Below are 20,432 nucleotides of genomic sequence, written 5' to 3'. Positions count from 1 at the left end.
GGCTGGCGGTGGTTGCAGCAGATACGCGGATTATTTTGCGCGCGAAACCAGTACTTCGTCGATCAAACCATACTTCTGAGCTTCATCGGAACTCAGGAAATTGTCGCGATCGGTATCGTGCTCGATCGTTTCGATGCTCTGGCCGGTATGTTTGGCCAGCAGCTCGTTCAATTGGCGCTTGGTCTTGAGCAGTTCCTTGGCGTGGATTTCGATATCCGACGCCTGACCCGCCAAGCCGCCGATCAATGGCTGGTGAATCATGATGCGCGAATTCGGCAAAGCGAAGCGCTTGCCCTTGGCGCCACCTGAAAGCAGGAAAGCACCCATACTGGCCGCCATACCGACGCACAAGGTCGATACATCCGGTTTGACGAACTGCATCGTGTCGTAAATTGACATGCCCGCCGTCACCGAACCGCCCGGCGAATTGATGTAGAGGTGAATATCCTTGTCCGGATTTTCGCTTTCAAGGAACAAGAGCTGGGCGACGACCAAGTTGGCGGTCTGGTCATTGACCGGGCCAACCAGAAAAACAACCCGCTCTTTCAGAAGACGCGAGTAGATATCGTAGGAGCGCTCGCCCCGGCCGCTCTGCTCGATCACCATCGGGATATACCCGAGGTTTTGCGGATCAAATTCCGATCGTTGCATGTTCGTTCCTATTGATTGTTAGCCAAAGAAAGCCGGCAGCTCGCAGCGTTGGAGAAAAAGTGGCGAGGAACCGTTGTACGCATGCACATGAGGATTCCACGCCACAATTTCAATGCTGCATCCCGGCTTTGCAGCCGTTTTATTGGCCTTGCTGGCCCATCAGCTCGTCGAATGCGACGGCCTTTTCAACCGCCTTGGCCTTCGACAACACGAAATCAACCACATTGTCTTCCAGTGCCATCGATTCCGGGCCGGCAAGACGCTCGCGCTTCTCGTAGTACCAGGAGATCACGTCGGCCGGATCTTCGTAGTTCTGCGCCAGATCTTCGATGATGGTCTTGACTTGTTCCGGCTTGGCTTCGAGGCCGTTGGCCTTTACCAGCTCAGCCAGCACGAGGCCGAGATGAACACGGCGCTGCGCTTGTTGTTCGAACATGGCCGGTGACAACGGCACCAGCTTCGGATCGATGCCGCGTTGCTTCAGATCGGCTTGAGCTTGTTCAGCCAGACGGCTGATTTCCATGATAACCAGCGACTTCGGCAAATCAACCGGCGTGGTCTCGATCAGCGCGGTCATGACGTTTTCCTTGGCGCGCGCCTTCAGACGGAAACGCACTTCACGCTCAAGGTTGCCCTTCACTTCTTCGCGCATCTTGGCCACATCGCCGTCTTCAATACCGAGGCTCTTGGCGAATTCAGCATTTACTTCCGGCAGTTGTGCAGCTGCAACATTCTTGACCGTAATCACGAACACGGCAGTCTTACCGGCCACGTCCTTGCCGTGGTAATCAGCCGGGAAGTTGACGGTAACGTCCTTCGTCTCGCCTTCCTTCAGGCCGATCACGCCAGCTTCGAATTCCGGCAGCATTTGCTTCTTGCCGATCAGGAACGCGTAGTTTTCAGCGCTACCGCCGTCGAAGGCGACGCCGTCGATGGTGCCCTTGAAGTCGATGATCACGCGGTCGCCATCAGCAGCAGCACGTTCAACGCGGTCGAAACGGGTGCGTTGCTTTTGCAGAATTTCCAGCGTCTTGTCGATTTCGCTTTCGCCGACGGTGAGCGTCGGGTTTTCGACTTCCTTGCCAGCCAGTTCGCCCAGCTTCACTTCCGGGTACACCTCGAACGTTGCAACGAACTGGAAGTCACCTTCCGCTTCGCTGCCTTCCTTCGGTTCGAAACGCGGGTAGCCGGCAACCTGGATTTGTTCCTTGGCAACAGCCTCGCCGAACGAGCGCTCGACGGTTTCACCCAGCACTTCTTCCTGAACGCGAAAGCCGTATTGTTGGGCGATGATGTTGAGTGGTGCCTTGCCCGGACGGAAGCCGTCGACTTTGGCGGTTTTAGCAACGCGCTTCAGGCGGGCATCCACCTGCTTGCTGATCTCTTCGCGCGGTACGGAGAAGCTGAGGCGACGCTCGAGCTGGCCCAGGGTTTCCAGTTGTGCTTGCATGTTCATTCCTTGACTAATTCGTGCCGTCGCGGCGACGGGAAACGATGAAAACGGGTGAATCAAATCAGGTCGGCGTGACAACGGGGTCCGGGCGGGGCGCTGCATCAAACAAGCAGCTAACGCTGAGCGGAAGAGGATGCTTGATCCTTGTGGCTCGCAGCATGAACGCCAGTTCGGGACAATTTCGGGATTACACCCAAAGGTCGGCCGCACTGCCCGATCGGCCACAACCGATGACCAACTTGACGGTAAAGGGCAAAAGGATAGCGCAGCGGGCCGGCGCTGTCACTTGCAGAGCACCGAGCGGACACACTTGGCCTTTAATTCCTTGGTAGCGCAGGGGCCTGTCGGGAAAATGATCAGCACTGCCCGCTTGAGCAGTTTGAACAGCCAACAAAAAACCCCGCTCGAGCCAGTACCTACGGGGCTTTGCGGGGTTCTACGTTGACTGCTTGAAATACTGGGTGGTGCGAGCGGAGAGACTCGAACTCTCACGCCTTACGGCGCTGGAACCTAAATCCAGTGCGTCTACCAATTCCGCCACGCTCGCACTTTGTTTCACCTGATTTGGCAGCGCTGAAACGTTCGCCATCCGAGGTGAGGCGGCGATTATAGGGGAAAGTGGGGGTGAATCACAAACCCGCCTGGCATCCCGCATGAAATCAGGTTGTCCACGGCTATTTGCCGCGCAGCAATTGCCCAACCGTGCCCGGCAGGTAATACAAGGGATAGCGTTCACGCGAATCGCCCGGCCGACTCACCACCACCTGGGGTGCTACCCCTTCAAGTCCAGCTGGTCGCCAGGCATTTTCGCTCTGGATCAACAGCCAACGGCATTGACCTGCATCCGGCCGGCTTTCGATGCGGCGTGTCACCGTTGCCGCGTAGTAGGCCAAGAGCGCACGTTGTGGCTCACCCAAACGCATGCTCGCCACACAATCGGTTTGCTGAGCTTGTAGCAACCAGGGGCGAAGCTGACTGAACGGATGGCGATAGCCCATTTGCAAATCGAGCGCCGGCAGGAAAAGCGTCCCCAACATGGCCCAAATGCCAGTGAACAGCACACTCCACCGCCACAAACTGCCCGACAAACGTTGCATCGGCGCAACGCGCCACAACAGCCCTAAACAGATCAACGCAATCAATGCAGCGATCCATGCGCCGACCACCCAATGCGGCGTCCAGCCGACGAAGCTCTGCCCCATCCAGCCATAGACCGGTTTGGGTAGCCCCGTCGCCAGCGCAAATCCACCCAACAGCAATGCGCCAAGCACCAACAGGGCGAGCAAGAACCAGAATCCGCGACCCATGCGACGTAATTCGGCACAAGGCAATACGCCCGCTACGGCCAGCACGACCAGCGGGGCCAGTAACGGCATGGCATAGAGCTCCCGCGCATCGGCCGACACGCTGAGCACCAGAAAGCCCATCACGAACAGCGTGAATGGCGCGGCCAAGCGAGCAAGATGCCCGCGGCGAGCTGCCCGCCATGCGCCAAAGATCGCCAGCGGCCACGCCGGCAGGCCATACCAAGGGATGAGCTTGAAGTAAAACCCCCTCTCAGCCCGTGGCCCAAGGTGATTGGCACCAAAGAATCGCCCGAAGTTGTTATCCCACCACCAAATGCGGAACAACACCGGATCGCGGTGATACAAGTGGATCATCCACAACAGCGGCAACGGCGAACCAACCAAAAGCGCGCCAAGCAAAGTTTTCAGGTAGGAGACATGGCGATAACGCGAGAAAAACATGGGCAGGCTTAATGCCGCAACGCCCAGTAATCCTGGGCCGATCAATCCTTTGGCAAGCGTTGTGATCGTTACACCTGCACCGAGAGCAATGCCTGCCAGCCACGGTCTACGTGGTGCAAGTGCCAAGCCGTACAAACCCCAGCTCATGCCGGCGAACAAGGCAGTATCAGTGATCAGTTGGTGCGCGCGTACCGGGAAGCCAATGCAGCCAAGCAGCAGGATGACAGCCCAGCGCCCGTAGCCACGGCCGAATATTTCTCGCGATGCGAAGGAGAGCGCAATCAGCGCTAGGCCGATGTAGAAGCCGGTGGCCAAGCGCATAGCATCGGGTGGCGATAACCACCCGGAAAAGAGATTGTTGAATAGCGCCGCCGTGATGAAGAACAGCGGCGGCTTTTCCATGAAAGGCTCGCCAGCCAGTGTCGGCACGACCCAATCACCAGTAGCGGAGATATGGCTGATCAGGCCGAAGGTATAAGCACCGTCCGGCTTCCACGGTTCGCTACCAAACAACCCCGGCAGCAACCACACCAGCGCGAGCAGCCACACCGCCCACATCGGCGGTGAAGACAGTCGGTCCTGGAATGGGTGGAAGCGCATTGTGCGGATGCTGGAAGCCAAAACCTTCGCACTCTATCAGAACCGTTGTAAGAAAACGACTTTCTTACGACAGCGGCTTACAGCCATTTTGATCAGCAAGGATCAGCCACTTGCGAGCTTGCGTAATACTCGCGCCACGGCAGCAAAACCGAAGCTGCCGGTCACTGCAACACTGGCGCCAAAGCCGCCCTCGCAATCCAGCCGAACGGCACCTTCGCCCCCCTCCCCCATGTGCGGCGGCTTTTGTGCGCAAACCGAACCATCCGGCTGCGGATAAACCAGCGGCTCGGTCGAATACACACATTCGATACCGAACTTCTTGTCACCCTTGGGGAAACCGTACTCACGCCGCAGCAAGGCGCGAACCTTGGAAGCCAACGGATCTTGAATCGTGCGCGTGAGGTCGTCGACCTTGATTTGTGTCGGATCAGTCTGGCCGCCCGCACCGCCAGTGGTGATCAGCTTGACCTTGTGCCGCCTGCACCAGGCAATGATTGCTGCCTTGGTCTTGACGCTATCGATGGCATCGATCACGTAGTCGAACCCACGGCCGAGATAATCATCGAGGTTTTCGACCACGACAAAGTCTTCGATCGCATGTACTTCGCAGTCTGGATTGATCCCCAGAATGCGGTGCCTGAGCACCACCACTTTCGTCCGACCGTAGTTGCCGACCATGGCCGGCAACTGACGGTTGGTGTTGGAAACACACACATCGTCGAGATCGATCAGCGTGATCTTGCCGACTCCGGAGCGCGCCAGCGCCTCGGCCGACCACGAACCAACACCGCCGACGCCAATGATGCAGACGTGCGCAGTACGAAAACGCTCCAGCGCATCGCGACCATACAGCCGGGCAATGCCGCCGAAGCGGCGCTCGTACGACTGTTCCATCAAACCTGCTCGGCCCAAAGGTCGTGCTCGTCGGCATCGGTGATGCGCACGGTCACGAAATCACCCGGCTGCACGCCCGGCTTGGGATCGAAGTAGACCAGACCGTCGATTTCCGGCGCATCAGCGTAGGTACGCGCCACGGCGCCCTCTTCGTCGATTTCATCGACCAGCACGGTGTATTCGCGGCCGATGCGGGCCAGCAAGCGCTGGGCGCTGATTTCAGCCTGCTTTTCCATGAAGCGTTGCTTGCGCACTTCGGCCACGTCTACCGGCACGTGATCCGGCAAATCGTTGGCCGTTGCACCATCGACTGGCGAATAGGTGAAACAGCCGACGCGGTCCAGCTGCGCTTCATCGAGGAAGGCCAGTAGCTCTTCGAACTCGGCCTCGGTCTCACCCGGGAACCCGACGATGAAGGTGGAGCGGATCACCAGATCCGGACAGATCTCACGCCATTTCTTGATCCGCTCCAGCACGTTGGCACTGTTGGCCGGCCGTTTCATCAGCTTGAGAATGCGCTGGCTGGCGTGCTGGAACGGGATATCCAGGTACGGCACGATCTTGCCTTCGGCCATCAACGGGATGACTTCGTCGACGTGCGGATATGGGTAGACGTAATGCAGTCGCGCCCAGATACCGAGCTTGCCGAGCTCTTCGCAAAGCTCGGTCATGCGTGTCTTGACCGGACGGCCATTATGGAAACCGGTCTTGTATTTCACGTCAACACCATAGGCAGAGGTGTCTTGCGAAATGATCAACAGCTCTTTCACACCAGACTTCGCCAGGTTCTCGGCTTCGCGCAGCACATCGTGGATCGGCCGGCTGACCAGATCGCCACGCATGCTCGGGATGATGCAGAAGGTACAGCGGTGATTACAGCCTTCGGAAATCTTCAGATAGGCGTAGTGCTTGGGGGTGAGCTTGACACCGGCTGGCGGCACCAGATCGATGAAGGGGTCATGCGGCTTGGGCAGTGCGGCATGAACGTGGACCATCACCTCGTCCTTGGCATGCGCGCCAGTCACCGCCAGCACCTTGGGATGCGCTTGGCGGATCAGGTTGCCGTCTTCCTTGGCGCCCAGACAGCCTGTGACGATGACCTTGCCATTCTCGGCCAATGCCTCGCCAATGGCATCCAGCGACTCCTGCACGGCGGAGTCGATAAAGCCACAGGTGTTGACGACGACCAGATCGGCATCGTCGTAGGACGGCGAAATGTCGTACCCCTCGGCGCGCAGCTGGGTGATGATTTGTTCGCTATCCACCAAAGCTTTTGGACAACCAAGCGAAACGAACCCCACCTTTGGGGCGGCAACTTTTGAAACAGACATGCAAACGTTCTCCAAAAACGACGCGGGCATGTCTCAATGACATGCCCGCGGGGACTGCTTGCAATTTTAATTCAATGGCTTAGCGCTGAATAGGGTTAACCGGCAGACTTGCGACGCGAGGTCGGTTTTGTCGGGGCCGGTTCAGCGGCTTTCTCTGGCGCTGCCGTGCTCTTTGGCGGTGTGGAGGGCTGCGGGTCACCTGGCTGCGGATCAGTCGGTTTCACATAGCCCGGCATGCCGAAACCGGTAAACAGGTGCTTGGCACGATCTTGCAGCTGTTGCTGCATATCGACAAACAGGTTGGTGCTGCTTTCCAGGTAATTGCCCATCATGCTCTGCAGCGCCGGGCCCTGAAACTTCATGAATTCGCCCCACAGATTGCTGTTGCCCAGCATCGGGTTGTCGCTATTCATGGCGGAATTGGCTTGATCCTGCAGGCGGTGCTGCATTTCGCCGAACAGCTGCAGGTTCTTTTCCAGATAATTGCCCATCAGCCCCTGCATCGCATTGCCGTAGAAACGGATGATCTGCGTGAGCACATCGTAGGAAAACAACGGCATGCCGGCCGCTTCTTCTTCCAGGATGATTTGCAAGAGCACGCTGCGGGTAATGTCATCGCCGGTCTTGGCGTCGGCCACCTGCAGGTCAACATTATCGAGCACCAGCTGCTTCACATCGGCCAGCGTGATGTAACAGGACGTGGCAGTGTCATAGAGCCGACGATTCGGATATTTCTTGATAACGCGTTTCTCGGCGCTCATGCCCTCGACCTTCATGGTGCATTGGTAACCTGTGCACGATAACCGCCGTTCGTCGGCGACGCAACAGCACATGCTGCGACGCAACAAAAAAAGCTTGACGAAAGGATCGGGGGTTTCCACAATGGGCTGGTAATTGTGCAAAGCAACATCGGTAGTTCCACCGCCGAGCCCACCCATCGATCAGGAGAACCGTCATGTCGCAAATCCAGCAACAAGCCCAACAACAATTCGCCGATTTCGCCACCGAAAACGTCGAAACTGCTCTGCGTTTCGCCCGCATCGGCCTCGATTCCACCGAGCGCCTGGTGAAACTGCAACTCGAAACCGCCAAGACCGTGCTCGAAGAAAACGCCAAGACCACCAAGGCCCTGGCTGGCGTGAAGGACGTTCAAGAAGCACTGGCCCTGCGCCAAAAACTGGCTGAAGCCGCCGTCGACCAAGGCAGCATCTACTCCCGCCACGTGTACGAAATCACTTCGCAAGCTCAAGCCGAACTGTCGCAATTGTTCGAAGAAGGCATCACCTCCTTCAACAAAAGCGTGGTTGCAGGCCTCGACCGCTTTGTGAAATCCGCTCCGGCTGGCACTGATGTTGCCGTCGCTGCAGTCAAGTCCACCGTACAAGCTACCGCTGCTGCCGTTGACAGCCTGACCAAGGCTGCCAAGCAAGTTGCCGACTTCGCCGATGCTTCGGTGAAGGCTGCTACGACTGCAACGACCGATGCCGTGAAAGCCGCCGCCAAGAAAAGCGCTGCTGCCGCCTAAGCTTCAGTAGTCTGCCGCAAACAAAAAGGGAGCCAATTGGCTCCCTTTTTGTTGTTCTGATTCCACAAAACACCAGAACTGGCCGAGGCTGATACCCCGGCCACGACTACTTTTACTGTGCGTCGGTCACCGGCGCAGCTTCAGCAACCGGAGCCGCAACCGCTGCTTCGTCGTTCAGCACAGCCTTGATCGACAATCGCACACGGCCCTTCTCGTCTTGCTCCAACGCCTTCACGCGCACGACCTGACCTTCTTTCAGGTAGTCGCTCACGTTCTTGATGCGCTCGTTGGCGATCTGGCTGATGTGCACCAAGCCATCACGGCCCGGCATGATCGAGACGATCGCGCCAACGTTGTTGTCGAGAATCTTCACAACCGGACCTTCGTAGATCTTGCCGATTTCGACTTCGGCAGTGATCTCGGAGATACGACGCTTGGCTTCATCGGCACCTTCGGAGGACACCGAAGCGATGGTGATGGTGCCATCTTCCTGGATATCGATCTGCGTACCGGTTTCTTCGGTCAGTGCGCGAATCACCGAACCGCCCTTGCCGATCACGTCACGAATCTTTTCCGGGTTGATCTTCATCGTGTAGAGGCGCGGCGCGTGGGCGCTGACTTCTTCACGTGCGCCACCAACAGCGCCCTTCATGATGTCAAGGATATGCAGACGGCCAGACTTGGCCTGATCCAGCGCCACCTTCATGATTTCCTTGGTGATGCCGTTGATCTTGATATCCATCTGCAGCGCAGTCACGCCGGAGTCGGTGCCTGCAACCTTGAAGTCCATGTCGCCGAGGTGATCTTCGTCGCCCAGGATGTCGGTCAGCACCGCGAAACGGTTGCCTTCCTTGATCAGGCCCATGGCGATACCAGCCACGTGCTTTTTCAGCGGCACGCCAGCATCCATCAGCGCCAGGCAGCCGCCGCAGACGGAAGCCATCGAGCTGGAGCCATTCGATTCAGTGATTTCAGACACGACACGCATCGAATATGCGAAGTCTTCCGGTGTCGGCAGCACGGCAATCAGTGCACGCTTGGCCAGTCGACCGTGACCGATTTCGCGGCGCTTCGGCGTACCAACGCGACCGGTTTCACCGGTGGAATACGGCGGGAAGTTGTAGTGCAGCATGAAGCGGTCGGTGTATTCGCCGGCCAGCGCATCGATCTTTTGCTCGTCGAGCTTGGTGCCGAGGGTGGCAACCACCAGACCTTGCGTTTCACCACGGGTGAACAGCGCCGAGCCGTGGGTGCGCGGCAGCACGCCGGTGCGAACCGTAATCGGACGCACGGTGCGGGTGTCACGACCATCGATACGCGGGAAACCGTCCAGAATCTGGTTACGGACGATCTTGGCTTCCATGTCATGGAAGATGCCGCGGATCTTGTTGGCGGTCAGCGTATCGGTTTCTTCGGTAATCAGCGCGGTCTTGACCTTGCTCCAAGCGTCATTGAGCTTGACGGTACGAGCCTGCTTTTGCGCGATACGGAATGCTTGGGCGATGTCTTCACCGGCAACGGCAGCGATTTGCGCTTCGAGCGCTTCGTCACGGGTCGGCTCGGACCAGTCGAACAGTTCCGGATTCACTTCGTCGGCAAGTTCGTTGATCGCCTTGATGACCTTCTGCATTTCGTCGTGACCAAACACCACGGCGCCCAGCATCACTTCTTCCGACAGTTCTTGCGCTTCGGATTCAACCATCAGCACGGCTTGTTCGGTACCGGCAACGACCAGATCCAGTTGGCTGGTCTTCAGCTCATCCTTGGTCGGGTTCAGCAGGTATTGGCCGTTGGCGTAACCAACGCGGGCAGCGCCGATCGGGCCGGAGAACGGCACGCCAGCAATCGACAATGCGGCAGAGGCGCCGATCATGGCCGGAATATCGGAATCGATTTGCGGATCAAGGCTGACGACAGTCGCGATGATCTGGATTTCGTTGAAGAAGCCTTCCGGGAACAGCGGGCGGATCGGACGATCGATCAGGCGGCTGGTGAGAATTTCCTTCTCGGACGGACGGCCTTCGCGCTTGAAGAAACCACCGGGGATCTTGCCGGCAGCGTAGGTCCGCTCTTGGTAATCAACGGTGAGCGGGAAGAAATCCTGGCCCGGCTTGACGCCCTTGGCGGCAACGACGGTGACGAGCACGACGGTGTCGTCCATCGACACCAGAACGGCACCGGAGGCCTGACGGGCGATTTCGCCCGTTTCCAGCGTGACGGTATGTTTGCCGAACTGGAACGATTTCGAGATTTTGTTGAACACTGGGATTTTCCTTTGCGTGCGTCCTGTGCCAGGAACGCGAATGGATAGGAGCTATTCAGTACGACGCGGCCACGTCGCCGGCTTCGGCACAACAACCCGGCCATGCCGCCGAAGCCTGTTTGGGCATCGGCCGGGGATTGCAAATCGGTCACTTCTGGAGCGGTAGCTGCGTTACGGCAGCCAAAAACAAAAAAGTCGCAGTACGGTGACTGCGACTTTTTGTTGCTGCCTTACTTGCGCAGGCCCAGCTTGGCGATCAGATCGCGGTAGCTGTCAGCGTTGGTGCGCTTGAGGTAATCCAGCAGGCGGCGACGGCGGGAAACCATCTTCAGCAGGCCACGACGGGAGTGGTGGTCTTTCTGATTTGCCTTGAAGTGCGGGGTCAGATCGTTGATGCGAGCGGTCAGCAGTGCAACTTGCACTTCCGGGGAACCGGTATCGCCTTCAGCGCGTTGGTAGGTTTTGACGATGCCAGCTTTCTGGTCAACGGTAACAGCCATTTGTAATACTCCAAATTGATGATTTATGAGCCTGACCTGTATTGCATACAGGAGCTCGTCAAGCACATGCCAGCCTGAACCGGCATCTGCTCCCTTCACCGCCCCACTTACCTGTTTGCTTATCCAGCAAAACCGGCAAAGTGAGCCAGCAGTCGTTTGGGCCGCAGCACACCATCGGATGCCACTTCGCCCAAACCGATGAACCGCGCATTATCCTCATTTCCCAGCATGCCGTAAAGGCGGAAGCTGCCGGCCGTCGGCACATTCAGCCCGTCGGCGTTAGCGTGAGCAACGGATGCAATGGGCATGCCGTGCAGAATAAGATCGGTCTGCCCTGCATCGAGCGCCAATTCCGGCATATCGCTCACCAGACTATCCACCGGCAACAGCGCTGCCTCGCGATCTTCAAGCGCCATCTCGTTGAGCTGATCCAGCGGCACCGCATCCTCAAGCCGGAAGCCTGCGGTGCGGGTGCGAATCAGGCCGGCAAGATAAGCACCACAGCCCAAAGCCTTGCCCAGGTCTTCGGCCAGCACGCGGATATACGTCCCCTTGGAACACAACACATCCAGCACCAAGGTGATGCCATCAAAGCTGATCAGCTCAAGCTCGTAAAAGGTGATCTGCCGCGCTTGGCGCTCGATCTCGACGCCTTTGCGCGCATATTCATACAGCGCCTTACCCTGGAACTTGAGCGCCGAATGCATGGGCGGCATCTGCTCGTATTCGCCGAGAAAGGATGCAAGCACGGTGCGCAGCTTGGCTTCGTCGAAATCGATCTCGCCGCTCTTGGTGATTTCACCTTCACCATCGAGTGTCGTCGATACCTCGCCGAAGCGGATCGTTGCCCGATAGCCTTTGTCGGCATCGAGCATGCGTTGCGAGAACTTGGTCGCCTCGCCAAAGCACAACGGCAGCAAACCGGTCGCAAAGGGATCGAGCACGCCGGTATGGCCAGCCTTTTCAGCGCTTAACAGCCAGCGCGCCTTTTGCAATGCATTGTTGCTGGAAATACCGAACGGCTTGTCGAGCAGCATGACGCCGTCGATCTTGCGCTTCGCCATCAGGCGTCGCCCTCTTTGACATCACCCTCTTCATCATCAAGGGCCTTGGTGCTGACTGCCTGTTGGATCAGGCTATCCAGATGCATGCCGTTCTCGATCGAATGATCGTAGACGAAGTGCAGTTCCGGCATCTTGAACAGCTTGAAACCGCGCGACAGCTCGCTGCGCAGGAAGCCTTTGGCGTTCTCGAGCTTGGCGGCAATCGCCTGGGCATCCTCGGCGGTGCCAAGGAAGGTGTAGAAAATCTTCGCGTGCGAGTAATCGCGTGTGACCTCGACATCGGTGATCGTAATCAGCGATGCCTTGGGATGATCCAGCTCGGCGCGGATCAGTTCAGCCACGTCGCGCTGCAATTGCTGCGCGATACGGTCGGAACGAGTGAAATTTTTAGCCATGGCGGTCGCCGTTAGGGGTGAGGCGTGAGGGGCAAGGTATAAAACCCGCTCACGGCCAGTTTTTAATCAATCGGTGCGGAGCCAGATGAGCCCCGTTAAAAGCAAAAAGCGCAAGGAGTATCCACCCCTTGCGCCGGTGCAGAGGTGTGGGTTTTATCCCTAACCCCTCACACCTCTCTCCTCACCGCATCACAGCGTACGCGCCACTTCGATGATCTCGAAGATCTCGAGTTGGTCGCCTTCCTGGATGTCGTTGTAGTTCTTGATCTGCAGGCCGCATTCGTAGCCTGCCTTGACTTCCTTGACGTCATCCTTGAAGCGCTTGAGCGTTTCCAGTTCGCCCTGGTGCACAACGACGTTGTTGCGCAGCAGGCGGACGCCAGCACCACGCTTGACCGTACCGTCGAGCACGTAGCACCCAGCAATCGAGCCAACCTTGGACACCACGAACACCTGACGAATTTCAACCAGACCGATGATCTGTTCTTTCTTCTCCGGGGCCAGCATGCCGGTCAGGGCGGCCTTCACGTCATCTACAACGTCATAAATGATGTTGTAGTAACGGATGTCGACGCCTTCGCCTTCAGCCAGCTTGCGCGCAGCCGCATCGGCACGCACGTTGAAGCCGACCACGACCGCCTTGGAAGCCAGCGCGAGGTTGATATCCGATTCGCTGATGCCGCCCACGCCCGAGTGCAGGATCTGCACGCGAACTTCGTCGGTCGACAGCTTCTGCAAACTGCCGGACAAGGCTTCGAGCGAACCTTGCACATCGCTCTTGATGACGATCGGCAAGTTTTGCACTTCGCCTTCGGCCATCTGCGCGAACATGTTTTCGAGCTTGGCAGCTTGTTGCTTGGCGAACTTCACGTCACGGAACTTGCCCTGACGGAACAAGGCGATTTCACGCGCCTTCTTCTCGTCGCCCAGCACCATCGCATCGGCACCGGCGGCCGGCACTTCTGACAGGCCGAGAATCTCGACCGGAATCGACGGACCCGCTTCGTTGATCTGCTTGCCGTTCTCATCCAGCATGGCGCGAACACGACCGTACACGCTGCCGGCGAGTACAACATCGCCCTTACGCAACGTGCCGGACTGCACCAGCATCGATGCGACAGCACCACGGCCCTTGTCCAGACGGGCTTCGATGATGATGCCCTTGGCGGGGGTATCCACCGCTGCGGTCAGTTCCAGCACTTCGGCTTGCAACAGGATCGCGTCGAGCAGGCCGTCGATGTTGGTGCCTTGCTTGGCAGACACTTCGACGAACTGGGTATCGCCACCCCAATCTTCCGGCACGACTTCCTGGGCCACCAGTTCCTGGCGGATACGCTCGGGGTTTGCACCTTGCTTATCGATCTTGTTGACCGCAACGACGATCGGCACACCAGCCGCTTTCGCGTGGTGGATCGCTTCGATCGTTTGCGGCATCACGCCATCGTCGGCCGCCACCACCAGTACGACGATATCGGTCGCGCTGGCACCGCGAGCACGCATGGCGGTAAACGCCTCGTGGCCCGGGGTATCGAGGAAGGTGATGATGCCCTTGTCCGTTTCGACGTGGTACGCACCGATGTGCTGGGTAATGCCGCCAGCTTCGCCCGCTGCAACCTTGGCGCGACGGATGTAATCCAGCAGCGACGTCTTACCGTGGTCAACGTGACCCATGACGGTCACGACCGGCGCACGCGAGATTTGCTCGTGCTCGCCCTTGGCTTCGTCAACCAGATAGGTATCCGGATCATCGAGCTTGGCAGCAACCGGGGTGTGGCCCATTTCTTCCACGACGATCATCGCGGTTTCCTGATCCAGCACCTGGTTGATGGTCACCATCATGCCCATCTTCATCAACGCCTTGACGACCTCAACGCCCTTCACCGCCATCTTGTGGGCGAGATCGGCCACGCTGATGGTTTCCGGCACATCCACGGTATGGACGATTGGCTCGGTCGGGGCCTGGAAGCCGTGGACGTTGTCGCTATCCTGGCTCTTGTTGTGCTTGCCGCCGCCCTTCTTGGATTTCCAGCCGCCAGTCGAATCGCCACCACGGGTCTTGATGCCCGCGCCGCCCTTCTTGCCGCGACCATCATCCCAGCTGCGTTTTTCCGGCTCTTTCTTCTTGTCGCCAGCCTTCGGCGCAGCAGCAGGTGCAGCAACCGCAGCCGGCTCTGCTTTGGCAGGTTCCGGTGCGCGCAACGGCGTGTCTTTCGGCTTGCGCAATTCAACACGCATACCGATACGCGGACGATCACCCGCCACGGAGGGCACTGGCGACGCGGTCGGAGCCGGGGTGCGAACCGGCGTCGGGGCCGGAGCCGCGACCGGTGCGGCAACCGGGGCCGGGGCCGCTACGGCCGGCGTCGGCGCAACGACTGGCTCAGCGACAACGATCGCTTCGGCCACTGGCGCGGCGATCGTTTCCTGCTCAGCTTCAGCCGCGTCTTCCTTGTGACCACGTTCTTGCTTGGCACGCATCTCAGCAGCTTGACGCTCACGCAATGCCGCCTGGCGTTGCGCTTCCGCTTCACGCGCAACACGTTCGGCTTCGCTCAATGCAGGCGCCGGAACTGGCGCTACGTCAATGCGCGGCGCAGCAACGGCCGGCGCTTCCGACGGCAGAACACGCTTCTTGCGTGTTTCCACGTGAATCGTCTTGGCCTTGCCAGTCGAATCGGTCTTCTTGATTTCGGTCGTCTGCTTGCGGGTCAGCGTGATCTTTGGCTTGTCGCCAGCCGCGCCGTGCTTTTGTTTCAAGTGATCCAGCAACCGTGCCTTATCGTCAGCGGTGACCAGATCGGTTTCAGTATGTTTTGCCACGCCAGCGGCGTGTAGCTGCTCCAGCAGCTCTTGCGGCGGCATTTTCAGCTCGGCCGCGAATCGACTGACATTCAGTTCACTCATGCATTTCTCCCAGCCCTCAACGAGCAATTACGCGAACCAGTGCTCGCGGGCCTTCAGAATCAGTTGCTTCGCTGCTTCTTCATCGATGTCGGTGATTTCGGTCAGCTCGTCCACGGCAAGTTCGGCCAGGTCGTCGCGCGTGTGGATATCGTGTTCGGCCAGCGCAGCGGCGAGTTCTGCCGTCATGCCGTCCAGGGTCTTCAAATCTTCAGCCTGATGCTCGAGCTTTTCTTCGCGAACGATGGCTTGCGTGAGCAAGGCATCGCGAGCGCGGGAACGCAGCTCGTTGACGGTGTCTTCGTCAAAGCCTTCGATCTCCAGCATTTCGGCCAGCGGTACGTAGGCGACTTCTTCCAGTGTGTTGAAGCCTTCTTGCACCAGCACGTCGGCCACGTCTTCATCGACGTCGAGCGCCTGCATGAAGAGTTCGCGCACCTTGGTGAACTCTTCTTCGTGTTTCTCTTCGGCTTGCTCGACGGTCATGATGTTGAGCTTCCAGCCGGTCAGCTCGGAAGCAAGCTTCACGTTCTGACCGCCACGGCCGATTGCCATCGCGAGATTGTCTTCGTCGACCACCACGTCCATGCTGTGGTTGTCTTCGTCGACGATGATCGAATTCACTTCGGCCGGGCTCAGCGCGCCGATGACGAACTGGGCCGGGTCTGGCGACCACAGGATGATGTCGACGCGCTCGCCGGCAAGTTCATTGGTCACCGCGTTGACGCGAGTACCACGCACGCCGATACAAGTACCTTGCGGATCAACGCGCTGGTCGTTCGACTTGACGGCGATCTTGGCGCGGGCGCCGGCATCACGCGCCACGCCCTTGAGTTCGATCAGGCCGTTTTCGATTTCCGGCACTTCCATCTCGAACAGCTTGGCCATGAAATCCGGCACGGTACGCGACAGCACCAGCATCGGGCCACGGCCCAGACGATCGATACGCAGCAGGAAGGCGCGTACACGGTCGCCAACACGCAGGTTTTCCTTCGGGATCATCTGATCGCGCGGCAGGATGGCTTCCAGCTTGCCGAGTTCGATGATGGCGTTGCCACGCTCGATGCGCTTGATGTTGCCCGAAACGATATGTTCGCGACGTTGCAGGAAATCGTTCAGATTCTGCTCACGCTCCGCATCGCGGATCTTTTGCAAAATGACCTGCTTGGCGGTTTGCGCGCCGATGCGGCCGAACTCGATGGGCTCCAGCTCTTCTTCCCAGGTTTCGCCCAACTGCAGATCCTTGTCGTAATCCGGTGCATCGGTAATGGCGATCTGGCGGCTTGGCTCCTCGTGGTCGTTGTCTTCCACCACGGTCCAGACGCGGAACGAGCGGTAATCGCCCGTATCGCGATCGATTTCGACGCGAATATCCACTTCATCTTCGTAACGTTTCTTGGTGGCAGATGCCAGCGCCATTTCCAGCGCGGTAAACACTACGTCTTTCTCTACATTCTTTTCACGTGCCAGTGCATCGACCAGCAACAGGATTTCACGGCTCATTGTTCATTTACCCTTCCAAAGCCCGCACAAGCGTCCAATATGCTTGCAAACTCAAAACTGCGGCTCAAGCCGCACTTTGTCGATTTGTGCTTGCGGCAGCTTCAGCTGCTCGCCATCCACTTCCACCACCACCGCGTCGTCTTCAAAGCCAACGAGCGTGCCGACAAAACGCTTGCGCTTGTCCGGCAGTGGCATCCGCAATCTCACTTTTACTTTCTGACCGGCGTAACGGACGAAGTCCTCCGGTTTTTTCAGCGCCCGATCCAGGCCGGGTGACGACACCTCCAAGCGCTCATAGGGAATGTTTTCAACCATGAGCAAGCGCGACAGGTGATTGCTCACTGTCACGCAGTCGTCTACCGTGATGCCGCCCGGCTTGTCGATAAAAAGGCGCACCAGGCCGTTGTGCGCCAGTTCCAGATCGACCAGCTCGTAACCGAGGCCCGGCAGCGTCGAATCCAGCACGTCTTGCAAATTGGCCATACTTTCCTTCGTTCACAAACGCCACAAACAAAAAATGGGCTGCAAAACTGCGCCCATTTCCAAAGGACTCCCCTGTTCATACCGCCTAATAGGGAATAGCCCCGATTCTAACAGAAACAACCACTTGGCGAAACTAGTCGCTCTTGTCGCTTGCTGCCTGGCAGCCGACGTCACTACAGTTACGAATTACCCAGAGGAGATAATTGAATGGATAGGCCTTGGCTCGCGAGCTACCCGCAAGGAATTCCCCAAGAAGTAGACATTCATGAATTCGGCTCGATTCCGGCCGTGATGGACCGCACCGTAGCCCGTTTTCCTGACCGCGACGCCTTCATCAACATGGGACACGCGATCACCTATTCAGAGCTCGATCGCCTGGCCACGGCCTTCGCCTCTTATCTCCAGAACGATCTCAAACTGCCGCGCGGCGCACGCGTGGCGGTGATGATGCCCAATCTGCTGCAATACCCGGCGGCGATTTTCGGCATTCTCAAAGCCGGTCTGATCGTCGTGAACGTGAATCCCCTCTACACGCCACGCGAGCTGGGCCATCAACTCAAGGATTCGGGCGCCGAGGCCATCCTCATCCTCGCCAATTTCGCCCACACGCTCGAAAAGACCGAAGCACACGACAAAGCCTCGCTCAAGCAAGTGATCGTGACCGAGATCGGTGATCTCCTGCCCATCCCGAAACGCTGGCTCATCAACGCTGCCGTCAAATATGTGAAGAAAATGGTGCCGGCCTTCTCGCTGCCAGGCTCCATCGATTTCAACACCGCGCTGGCGCGTGGCCGCAACGCCAAGCTCACCCCGGTGACGTTGACGCATGAAGACATCGCCTTCCTGCAATACACCGGTGGCACCACCGGCGTCGCCAAGGGTGCGATGCTCACCCACGGCAATATCGTCTCCAACATGCAGCAGGCACATGCCTGGATCAAGGATGCGGTGGACGAAGGCAAAGAACTCATCGTCACCGCCCTGCCGCTTTATCACATCTTCTGTTTGACAGCGAATTGCATGGTGTTCTCCAAGGTTGGCGCGACCAACCTGTTGATCACCAATCCGCGCGACATCCCCGGTTTCGTCAAGGAAATGGGCAAGTATCGCGTCACCTGCATCACCGGCGTGAACACGCTCTTCAATGCGCTCCTCAACAACGCCGACTTTGCCAAGCTTGATTTCTCCACTTGGAAGCTCGCACTCGGCGGCGGCATGGCGGTGCAGCACGCAGTCGCGGACAAATGGAAGCAAATCACCAAAACGCCGCTGGTCGAGGCGTATGGCCTGACTGAAACCTCGCCGGCAGCGATGATCAATCCGATGACGCTCAAGGAATACAATGGCATGATCGGCCTCCCGATCCCGTCGACCGATGCGCAGATCCGCAACGACACGGGCGCGGTGTTGCCAGCCGGCGAAGCAGGCGAGCTCTTCATCAAGGGCCCGCAAGTCATGAAAGGCTACTGGCAGCGACCGGATGAAACCGCCAAGGTACTCGGCGAGGACGGTTATCTCGCCACTGGCGATGTGGCGATCATGTCGCCGACCGGCTTTTTCCGGATTGCCGACCGCAAGAAGGACATGATTCTGGTCTCCGGCTTCAACGTTTATCCCAACGAAGTCGAAGATGCGATTGCCGAACACCCCGGTATCGTCGAAGTTGCTTGTATCGGCGTGCCGGATGACAAATCCGGCGAGGCGGTGAAAGTCTTCATCGTCAAGAAAGACCCGGCTTTGACTGAAAAAAGCGTGATCGAATTCGCCCGCGAGCGGCTGACCAGCTACAAGGTGCCGCGTCAGGTCGAATTCCGTGACCAATTGCCAAAATCCAACGTGGGCAAGATTCTGCGCCGGGAACTCAGGCCGAATTAATCGCCCACGCGAACCTACCCAGGACCGCTGCCATGAACCTGTTGCCGTTTTTCAAGCTGATGGCCGAACATCAGGCATCCGATCTGTTTCTGGCATCGCACTCGCCAGTCGTCATCAAGATCAACGGCAACTGTAGACCGGCCAACAACCAGGTATTGAACGCCGATCACGTCAAGCAGCTGGTGTACCAGTTGATGACTCCGGAGCAGATCGCCGAGTTCGAAAGAGACTGGGAAATGAACTTCGCGGTGCCGGTGCCGGGCGTCGGGCGCTTCCGGATCAACGTGTTCCGGGCGCGCGGCGCAGTGGCGATGGTGGCGCGGTATATCCGGGTCGAGCCGCCATCGATTGCCGAGCTGCGCATGCCCGAGGTGCTGCAAGACCTGGTGATGCAAAAGCACGGCATCATCCTCGTGGTTGGCGCGACCGGGTCGGGCAAGTCGTCGACCATGGCGTCGATGCTCAACTACCGCAACACCAACCACGCCGGCCATATCCTCACGCTGGAAGACCCGGTCGAGTTCATGCACCCGCACAAGAAGTCGCTGTTCAACCAGCGCGAGGTCGGCATCGACACCAAGAGCTACGGCGATGCGTTGAAAAACGCCATGCGCGAAGCGCCAAACGTGCTGATGATCGGTGAAATCCGCGACCGCGAAACCATGATGCATGCCATGCAGTACGCCCAGGCCGGTCACTTGTGCCTGTCGACCCTGCACGCCAACAACAGCTACCACTCGATGAGCCGCATCGTGAACTTCTTCCCGCAGGATGCGCGCGAATCGCTGCTGTACGATCTATCGACCTCGTTGCGGGCCATCGTTTCGCAACGACTGATACGCAACAAGGAAGGCAAACTCGTACCGGCGGTCGAAGTCATGCTCAACACCCCGCGCATCGCCGAATTGATCCGCAACGGCCAGCTGTCCGAGATCAAGGAAGCCATGGAGCAATCGCTGACCGAAGGCTCGGTGACATTCGAGCAAGCGCTGTTCCGGCTCTACATCAGCGGCGAGATCGAACTGGACGAAGCGCTACGCAACGCCGATTCGGCCACCAATCTCTCGTGGATGGTGAACAACGCCAAGCCGGAAGACCTCACCCCGCCGCCGCGCCCGGCGCCCAATGAATCCGCGCTGGCCTCCGCCCCGCCTCCGCAAGCGATCGACGCCGACTTCAATATCGAATTGCACTGAGGCACAATTCGCTCGTCTCATACATCGCCACCCGCACCGAGGCCGCACCC

The 20,432-nt window shown here is 58.4% G+C and carries 16 protein-coding genes and 1 tRNA gene; 3 read left to right on the top strand and 14 right to left on the bottom strand.

The genetic code is table 11. From position 1 onward, the window contains the following. Positions 1-30: 30 nt before the first annotated feature. The 7 genes from clpP to phaR all read right to left on the bottom strand — a co-directional run bounded on the left by clpP (position 31) and on the right by phaR (position 7,438). On the bottom strand, positions 31-651 hold the full coding sequence (clpP, locus tag BR41_RS05390; protein ID WP_035053894.1) for an ATP-dependent Clp endopeptidase proteolytic subunit ClpP: 621 nt from the start codon (positions 649-651) through the stop codon (positions 31-33). A gap of 139 nt (positions 652-790) precedes the next feature. Then, positions 791-2,101 (bottom strand): trigger factor, encoded by a 1,311-nt coding sequence (gene tig / locus BR41_RS05385; protein ID WP_035053885.1) that lies wholly within the window; start codon positions 2,099-2,101, stop codon positions 791-793. A gap of 465 nt (positions 2,102-2,566) precedes the next feature. Next, a tRNA-Leu gene (locus BR41_RS05380) sits at positions 2,567-2,651 on the bottom strand. 127 nt (positions 2,652-2,778) lie between these two features. Then, positions 2,779-4,452 carry an ArnT family glycosyltransferase gene (locus BR41_RS05375; RefSeq protein WP_156970570.1) on the bottom strand — a complete coding sequence of 558 codons (1,674 nt, stop codon included), beginning with the start codon at positions 4,450-4,452 and terminating at the stop codon, positions 2,779-2,781. 102 nt (positions 4,453-4,554) lie between these two features. After that, a complete protein-coding gene (gene tcdA, locus BR41_RS05370) occupies positions 4,555-5,346 on the bottom strand; it encodes a tRNA cyclic N6-threonylcarbamoyladenosine(37) synthase TcdA (protein WP_035053883.1) in 792 nt (263 codons plus the stop codon). Continuing rightward, positions 5,346-6,677 (bottom strand): 30S ribosomal protein S12 methylthiotransferase RimO, encoded by a 1,332-nt coding sequence (gene rimO, locus BR41_RS05365; protein ID WP_035053881.1) that lies wholly within the window; start codon positions 6,675-6,677, stop codon positions 5,346-5,348. Before rimO ends, tcdA begins: the two co-directional genes overlap by 1 nt. A 95-nt stretch (positions 6,678-6,772) precedes the next feature. Then, positions 6,773-7,438: a polyhydroxyalkanoate synthesis repressor PhaR gene (gene phaR, locus BR41_RS05360; RefSeq protein WP_035054290.1), complete on the bottom strand. Its 666-nt coding sequence runs from the start codon at positions 7,436-7,438 to the stop codon at positions 6,773-6,775. 194 nt (positions 7,439-7,632) lie between these two features. On the opposite strand from phaR, the gene BR41_RS05355 reads away from it, so the two are divergent. Continuing rightward, positions 7,633-8,202 carry a phasin family protein gene (locus BR41_RS05355; protein WP_035053878.1) on the top strand — a complete coding sequence of 190 codons (570 nt, stop codon included), beginning with the start codon at positions 7,633-7,635 and terminating at the stop codon, positions 8,200-8,202. Between the two features lie 112 nt (positions 8,203-8,314). On the opposite strand, the gene pnp is transcribed toward BR41_RS05355, so the two are convergent. The 7 genes from pnp to rimP form a co-directional block, all read right to left on the bottom strand. Continuing rightward, positions 8,315-10,465 (bottom strand): polyribonucleotide nucleotidyltransferase, encoded by a 2,151-nt coding sequence (gene pnp, locus BR41_RS05350; protein WP_035053875.1) that lies wholly within the window; start codon positions 10,463-10,465, stop codon positions 8,315-8,317. A gap of 230 nt (positions 10,466-10,695) precedes the next feature. Further along, positions 10,696-10,965 (bottom strand): 30S ribosomal protein S15, encoded by a 270-nt coding sequence (gene rpsO, locus BR41_RS05345; RefSeq protein ID WP_035053873.1) that lies wholly within the window; start codon positions 10,963-10,965, stop codon positions 10,696-10,698. Positions 10,966-11,084: 119 nt separating this feature from the next. Next, the gene (truB, locus tag BR41_RS05340) at positions 11,085-12,029 is read right to left on the bottom strand and encodes a tRNA pseudouridine(55) synthase TruB (protein WP_035053871.1); all 945 of its coding nucleotides are present in this window, start codon (positions 12,027-12,029) and stop codon (positions 11,085-11,087) included. Further along, positions 12,029-12,424, bottom strand: a complete 396-nt coding sequence (gene rbfA / locus BR41_RS05335; protein ID WP_035053869.1) for a 30S ribosome-binding factor RbfA — start codon at positions 12,422-12,424, stop codon at positions 12,029-12,031. The genes truB and rbfA overlap by 1 nt, the downstream gene beginning before the upstream one ends. 189 nt (positions 12,425-12,613) lie before the next feature. Continuing rightward, positions 12,614-15,328 carry a translation initiation factor IF-2 gene (gene infB, locus BR41_RS05330; RefSeq protein ID WP_035053867.1) on the bottom strand — a complete coding sequence of 905 codons (2,715 nt, stop codon included), beginning with the start codon at positions 15,326-15,328 and terminating at the stop codon, positions 12,614-12,616. Between the two features lie 27 nt (positions 15,329-15,355). Beyond that, positions 15,356-16,828, bottom strand: a complete 1,473-nt coding sequence (gene nusA, locus BR41_RS05325; RefSeq protein ID WP_035053864.1) for a transcription termination factor NusA — start codon at positions 16,826-16,828, stop codon at positions 15,356-15,358. A 51-nt stretch (positions 16,829-16,879) separates the two neighbouring features. After that, the gene (gene rimP / locus BR41_RS05320; protein ID WP_035053862.1) at positions 16,880-17,311 is read right to left on the bottom strand and encodes a ribosome maturation factor RimP; all 432 of its coding nucleotides are present in this window, start codon (positions 17,309-17,311) and stop codon (positions 16,880-16,882) included. 207 nt (positions 17,312-17,518) lie between these two features. Here rimP and BR41_RS05315 point away from each other — a divergent pair, with 207 nt between their 5' ends. Together BR41_RS05315 and BR41_RS05310 are read left to right on the top strand one after the other, a co-directional pair. Continuing rightward, positions 17,519-19,186 carry an AMP-binding protein gene (locus BR41_RS05315; protein ID WP_035053860.1) on the top strand — a complete coding sequence of 556 codons (1,668 nt, stop codon included), beginning with the start codon at positions 17,519-17,521 and terminating at the stop codon, positions 19,184-19,186. Between the two features lie 32 nt (positions 19,187-19,218). Continuing rightward, positions 19,219-20,382 carry a PilT/PilU family type 4a pilus ATPase gene (locus BR41_RS05310; RefSeq protein WP_035053858.1) on the top strand — a complete coding sequence of 388 codons (1,164 nt, stop codon included), beginning with the start codon at positions 19,219-19,221 and terminating at the stop codon, positions 20,380-20,382. The last annotated feature ends 50 nt before the right edge of the window (positions 20,383-20,432 follow it).

This window comes from Andreprevotia chitinilytica DSM 18519, from assembly GCF_000711875.1.
Classification (GTDB): domain Bacteria; phylum Pseudomonadota; class Gammaproteobacteria; order Burkholderiales; family Chitinibacteraceae; genus Andreprevotia; species Andreprevotia chitinilytica.
The sequence above is the reverse complement of the archived record's forward strand: the minus strand, read 5'-3'. Positions and strand labels throughout refer to the sequence as shown.

Bases quoted from the DNA above. Each gene is read 5' to 3' on its own strand.
- infB (WP_035053867.1), bottom strand. From the start codon at position 15,328: ATGAGTGAACTGAATGTCAGTCGATTCGCGGCCGAGCTGAAAATGCCG.
- tig (WP_035053885.1), bottom strand. From the start codon at position 2,101: ATGCAAGCACAACTGGAAACCCTGGGCCAGCTCGAGCGTCGCCTCAGC.
- tcdA (WP_035053883.1), bottom strand. From the start codon at position 5,346: ATGGAACAGTCGTACGAGCGCCGCTTCGGCGGCATTGCCCGGCTGTAT.
- nusA (WP_035053864.1), bottom strand. From the start codon at position 16,828: ATGAGCCGTGAAATCCTGTTGCTGGTCGATGCACTGGCACGTGAAAAG.
- BR41_RS05375 (WP_156970570.1), bottom strand. From the start codon at position 4,452: ATGCGCTTCCACCCATTCCAGGACCGACTGTCTTCACCGCCGATGTGG.
- rimO (WP_035053881.1), bottom strand. From the start codon at position 6,677: ATGTCTGTTTCAAAAGTTGCCGCCCCAAAGGTGGGGTTCGTTTCGCTT.
- rimP (WP_035053862.1), bottom strand. From the start codon at position 17,311: ATGGCCAATTTGCAAGACGTGCTGGATTCGACGCTGCCGGGCCTCGGT.
- BR41_RS05315 (WP_035053860.1), top strand. From the start codon at position 17,519: ATGGATAGGCCTTGGCTCGCGAGCTACCCGCAAGGAATTCCCCAAGAA.
- rbfA (WP_035053869.1), bottom strand. From the start codon at position 12,424: ATGGCTAAAAATTTCACTCGTTCCGACCGTATCGCGCAGCAATTGCAG.
- truB (WP_035053871.1), bottom strand. From the start codon at position 12,029: ATGGCGAAGCGCAAGATCGACGGCGTCATGCTGCTCGACAAGCCGTTC.
- BR41_RS05355 (WP_035053878.1), top strand. From the start codon at position 7,633: ATGTCGCAAATCCAGCAACAAGCCCAACAACAATTCGCCGATTTCGCC.
- clpP (WP_035053894.1), bottom strand. From the start codon at position 651: ATGCAACGATCGGAATTTGATCCGCAAAACCTCGGGTATATCCCGATG.
- BR41_RS05310 (WP_035053858.1), top strand. From the start codon at position 19,219: ATGAACCTGTTGCCGTTTTTCAAGCTGATGGCCGAACATCAGGCATCC.
- phaR (WP_035054290.1), bottom strand. From the start codon at position 7,438: ATGAGCGCCGAGAAACGCGTTATCAAGAAATATCCGAATCGTCGGCTC.
- rpsO (WP_035053873.1), bottom strand. From the start codon at position 10,965: ATGGCTGTTACCGTTGACCAGAAAGCTGGCATCGTCAAAACCTACCAA.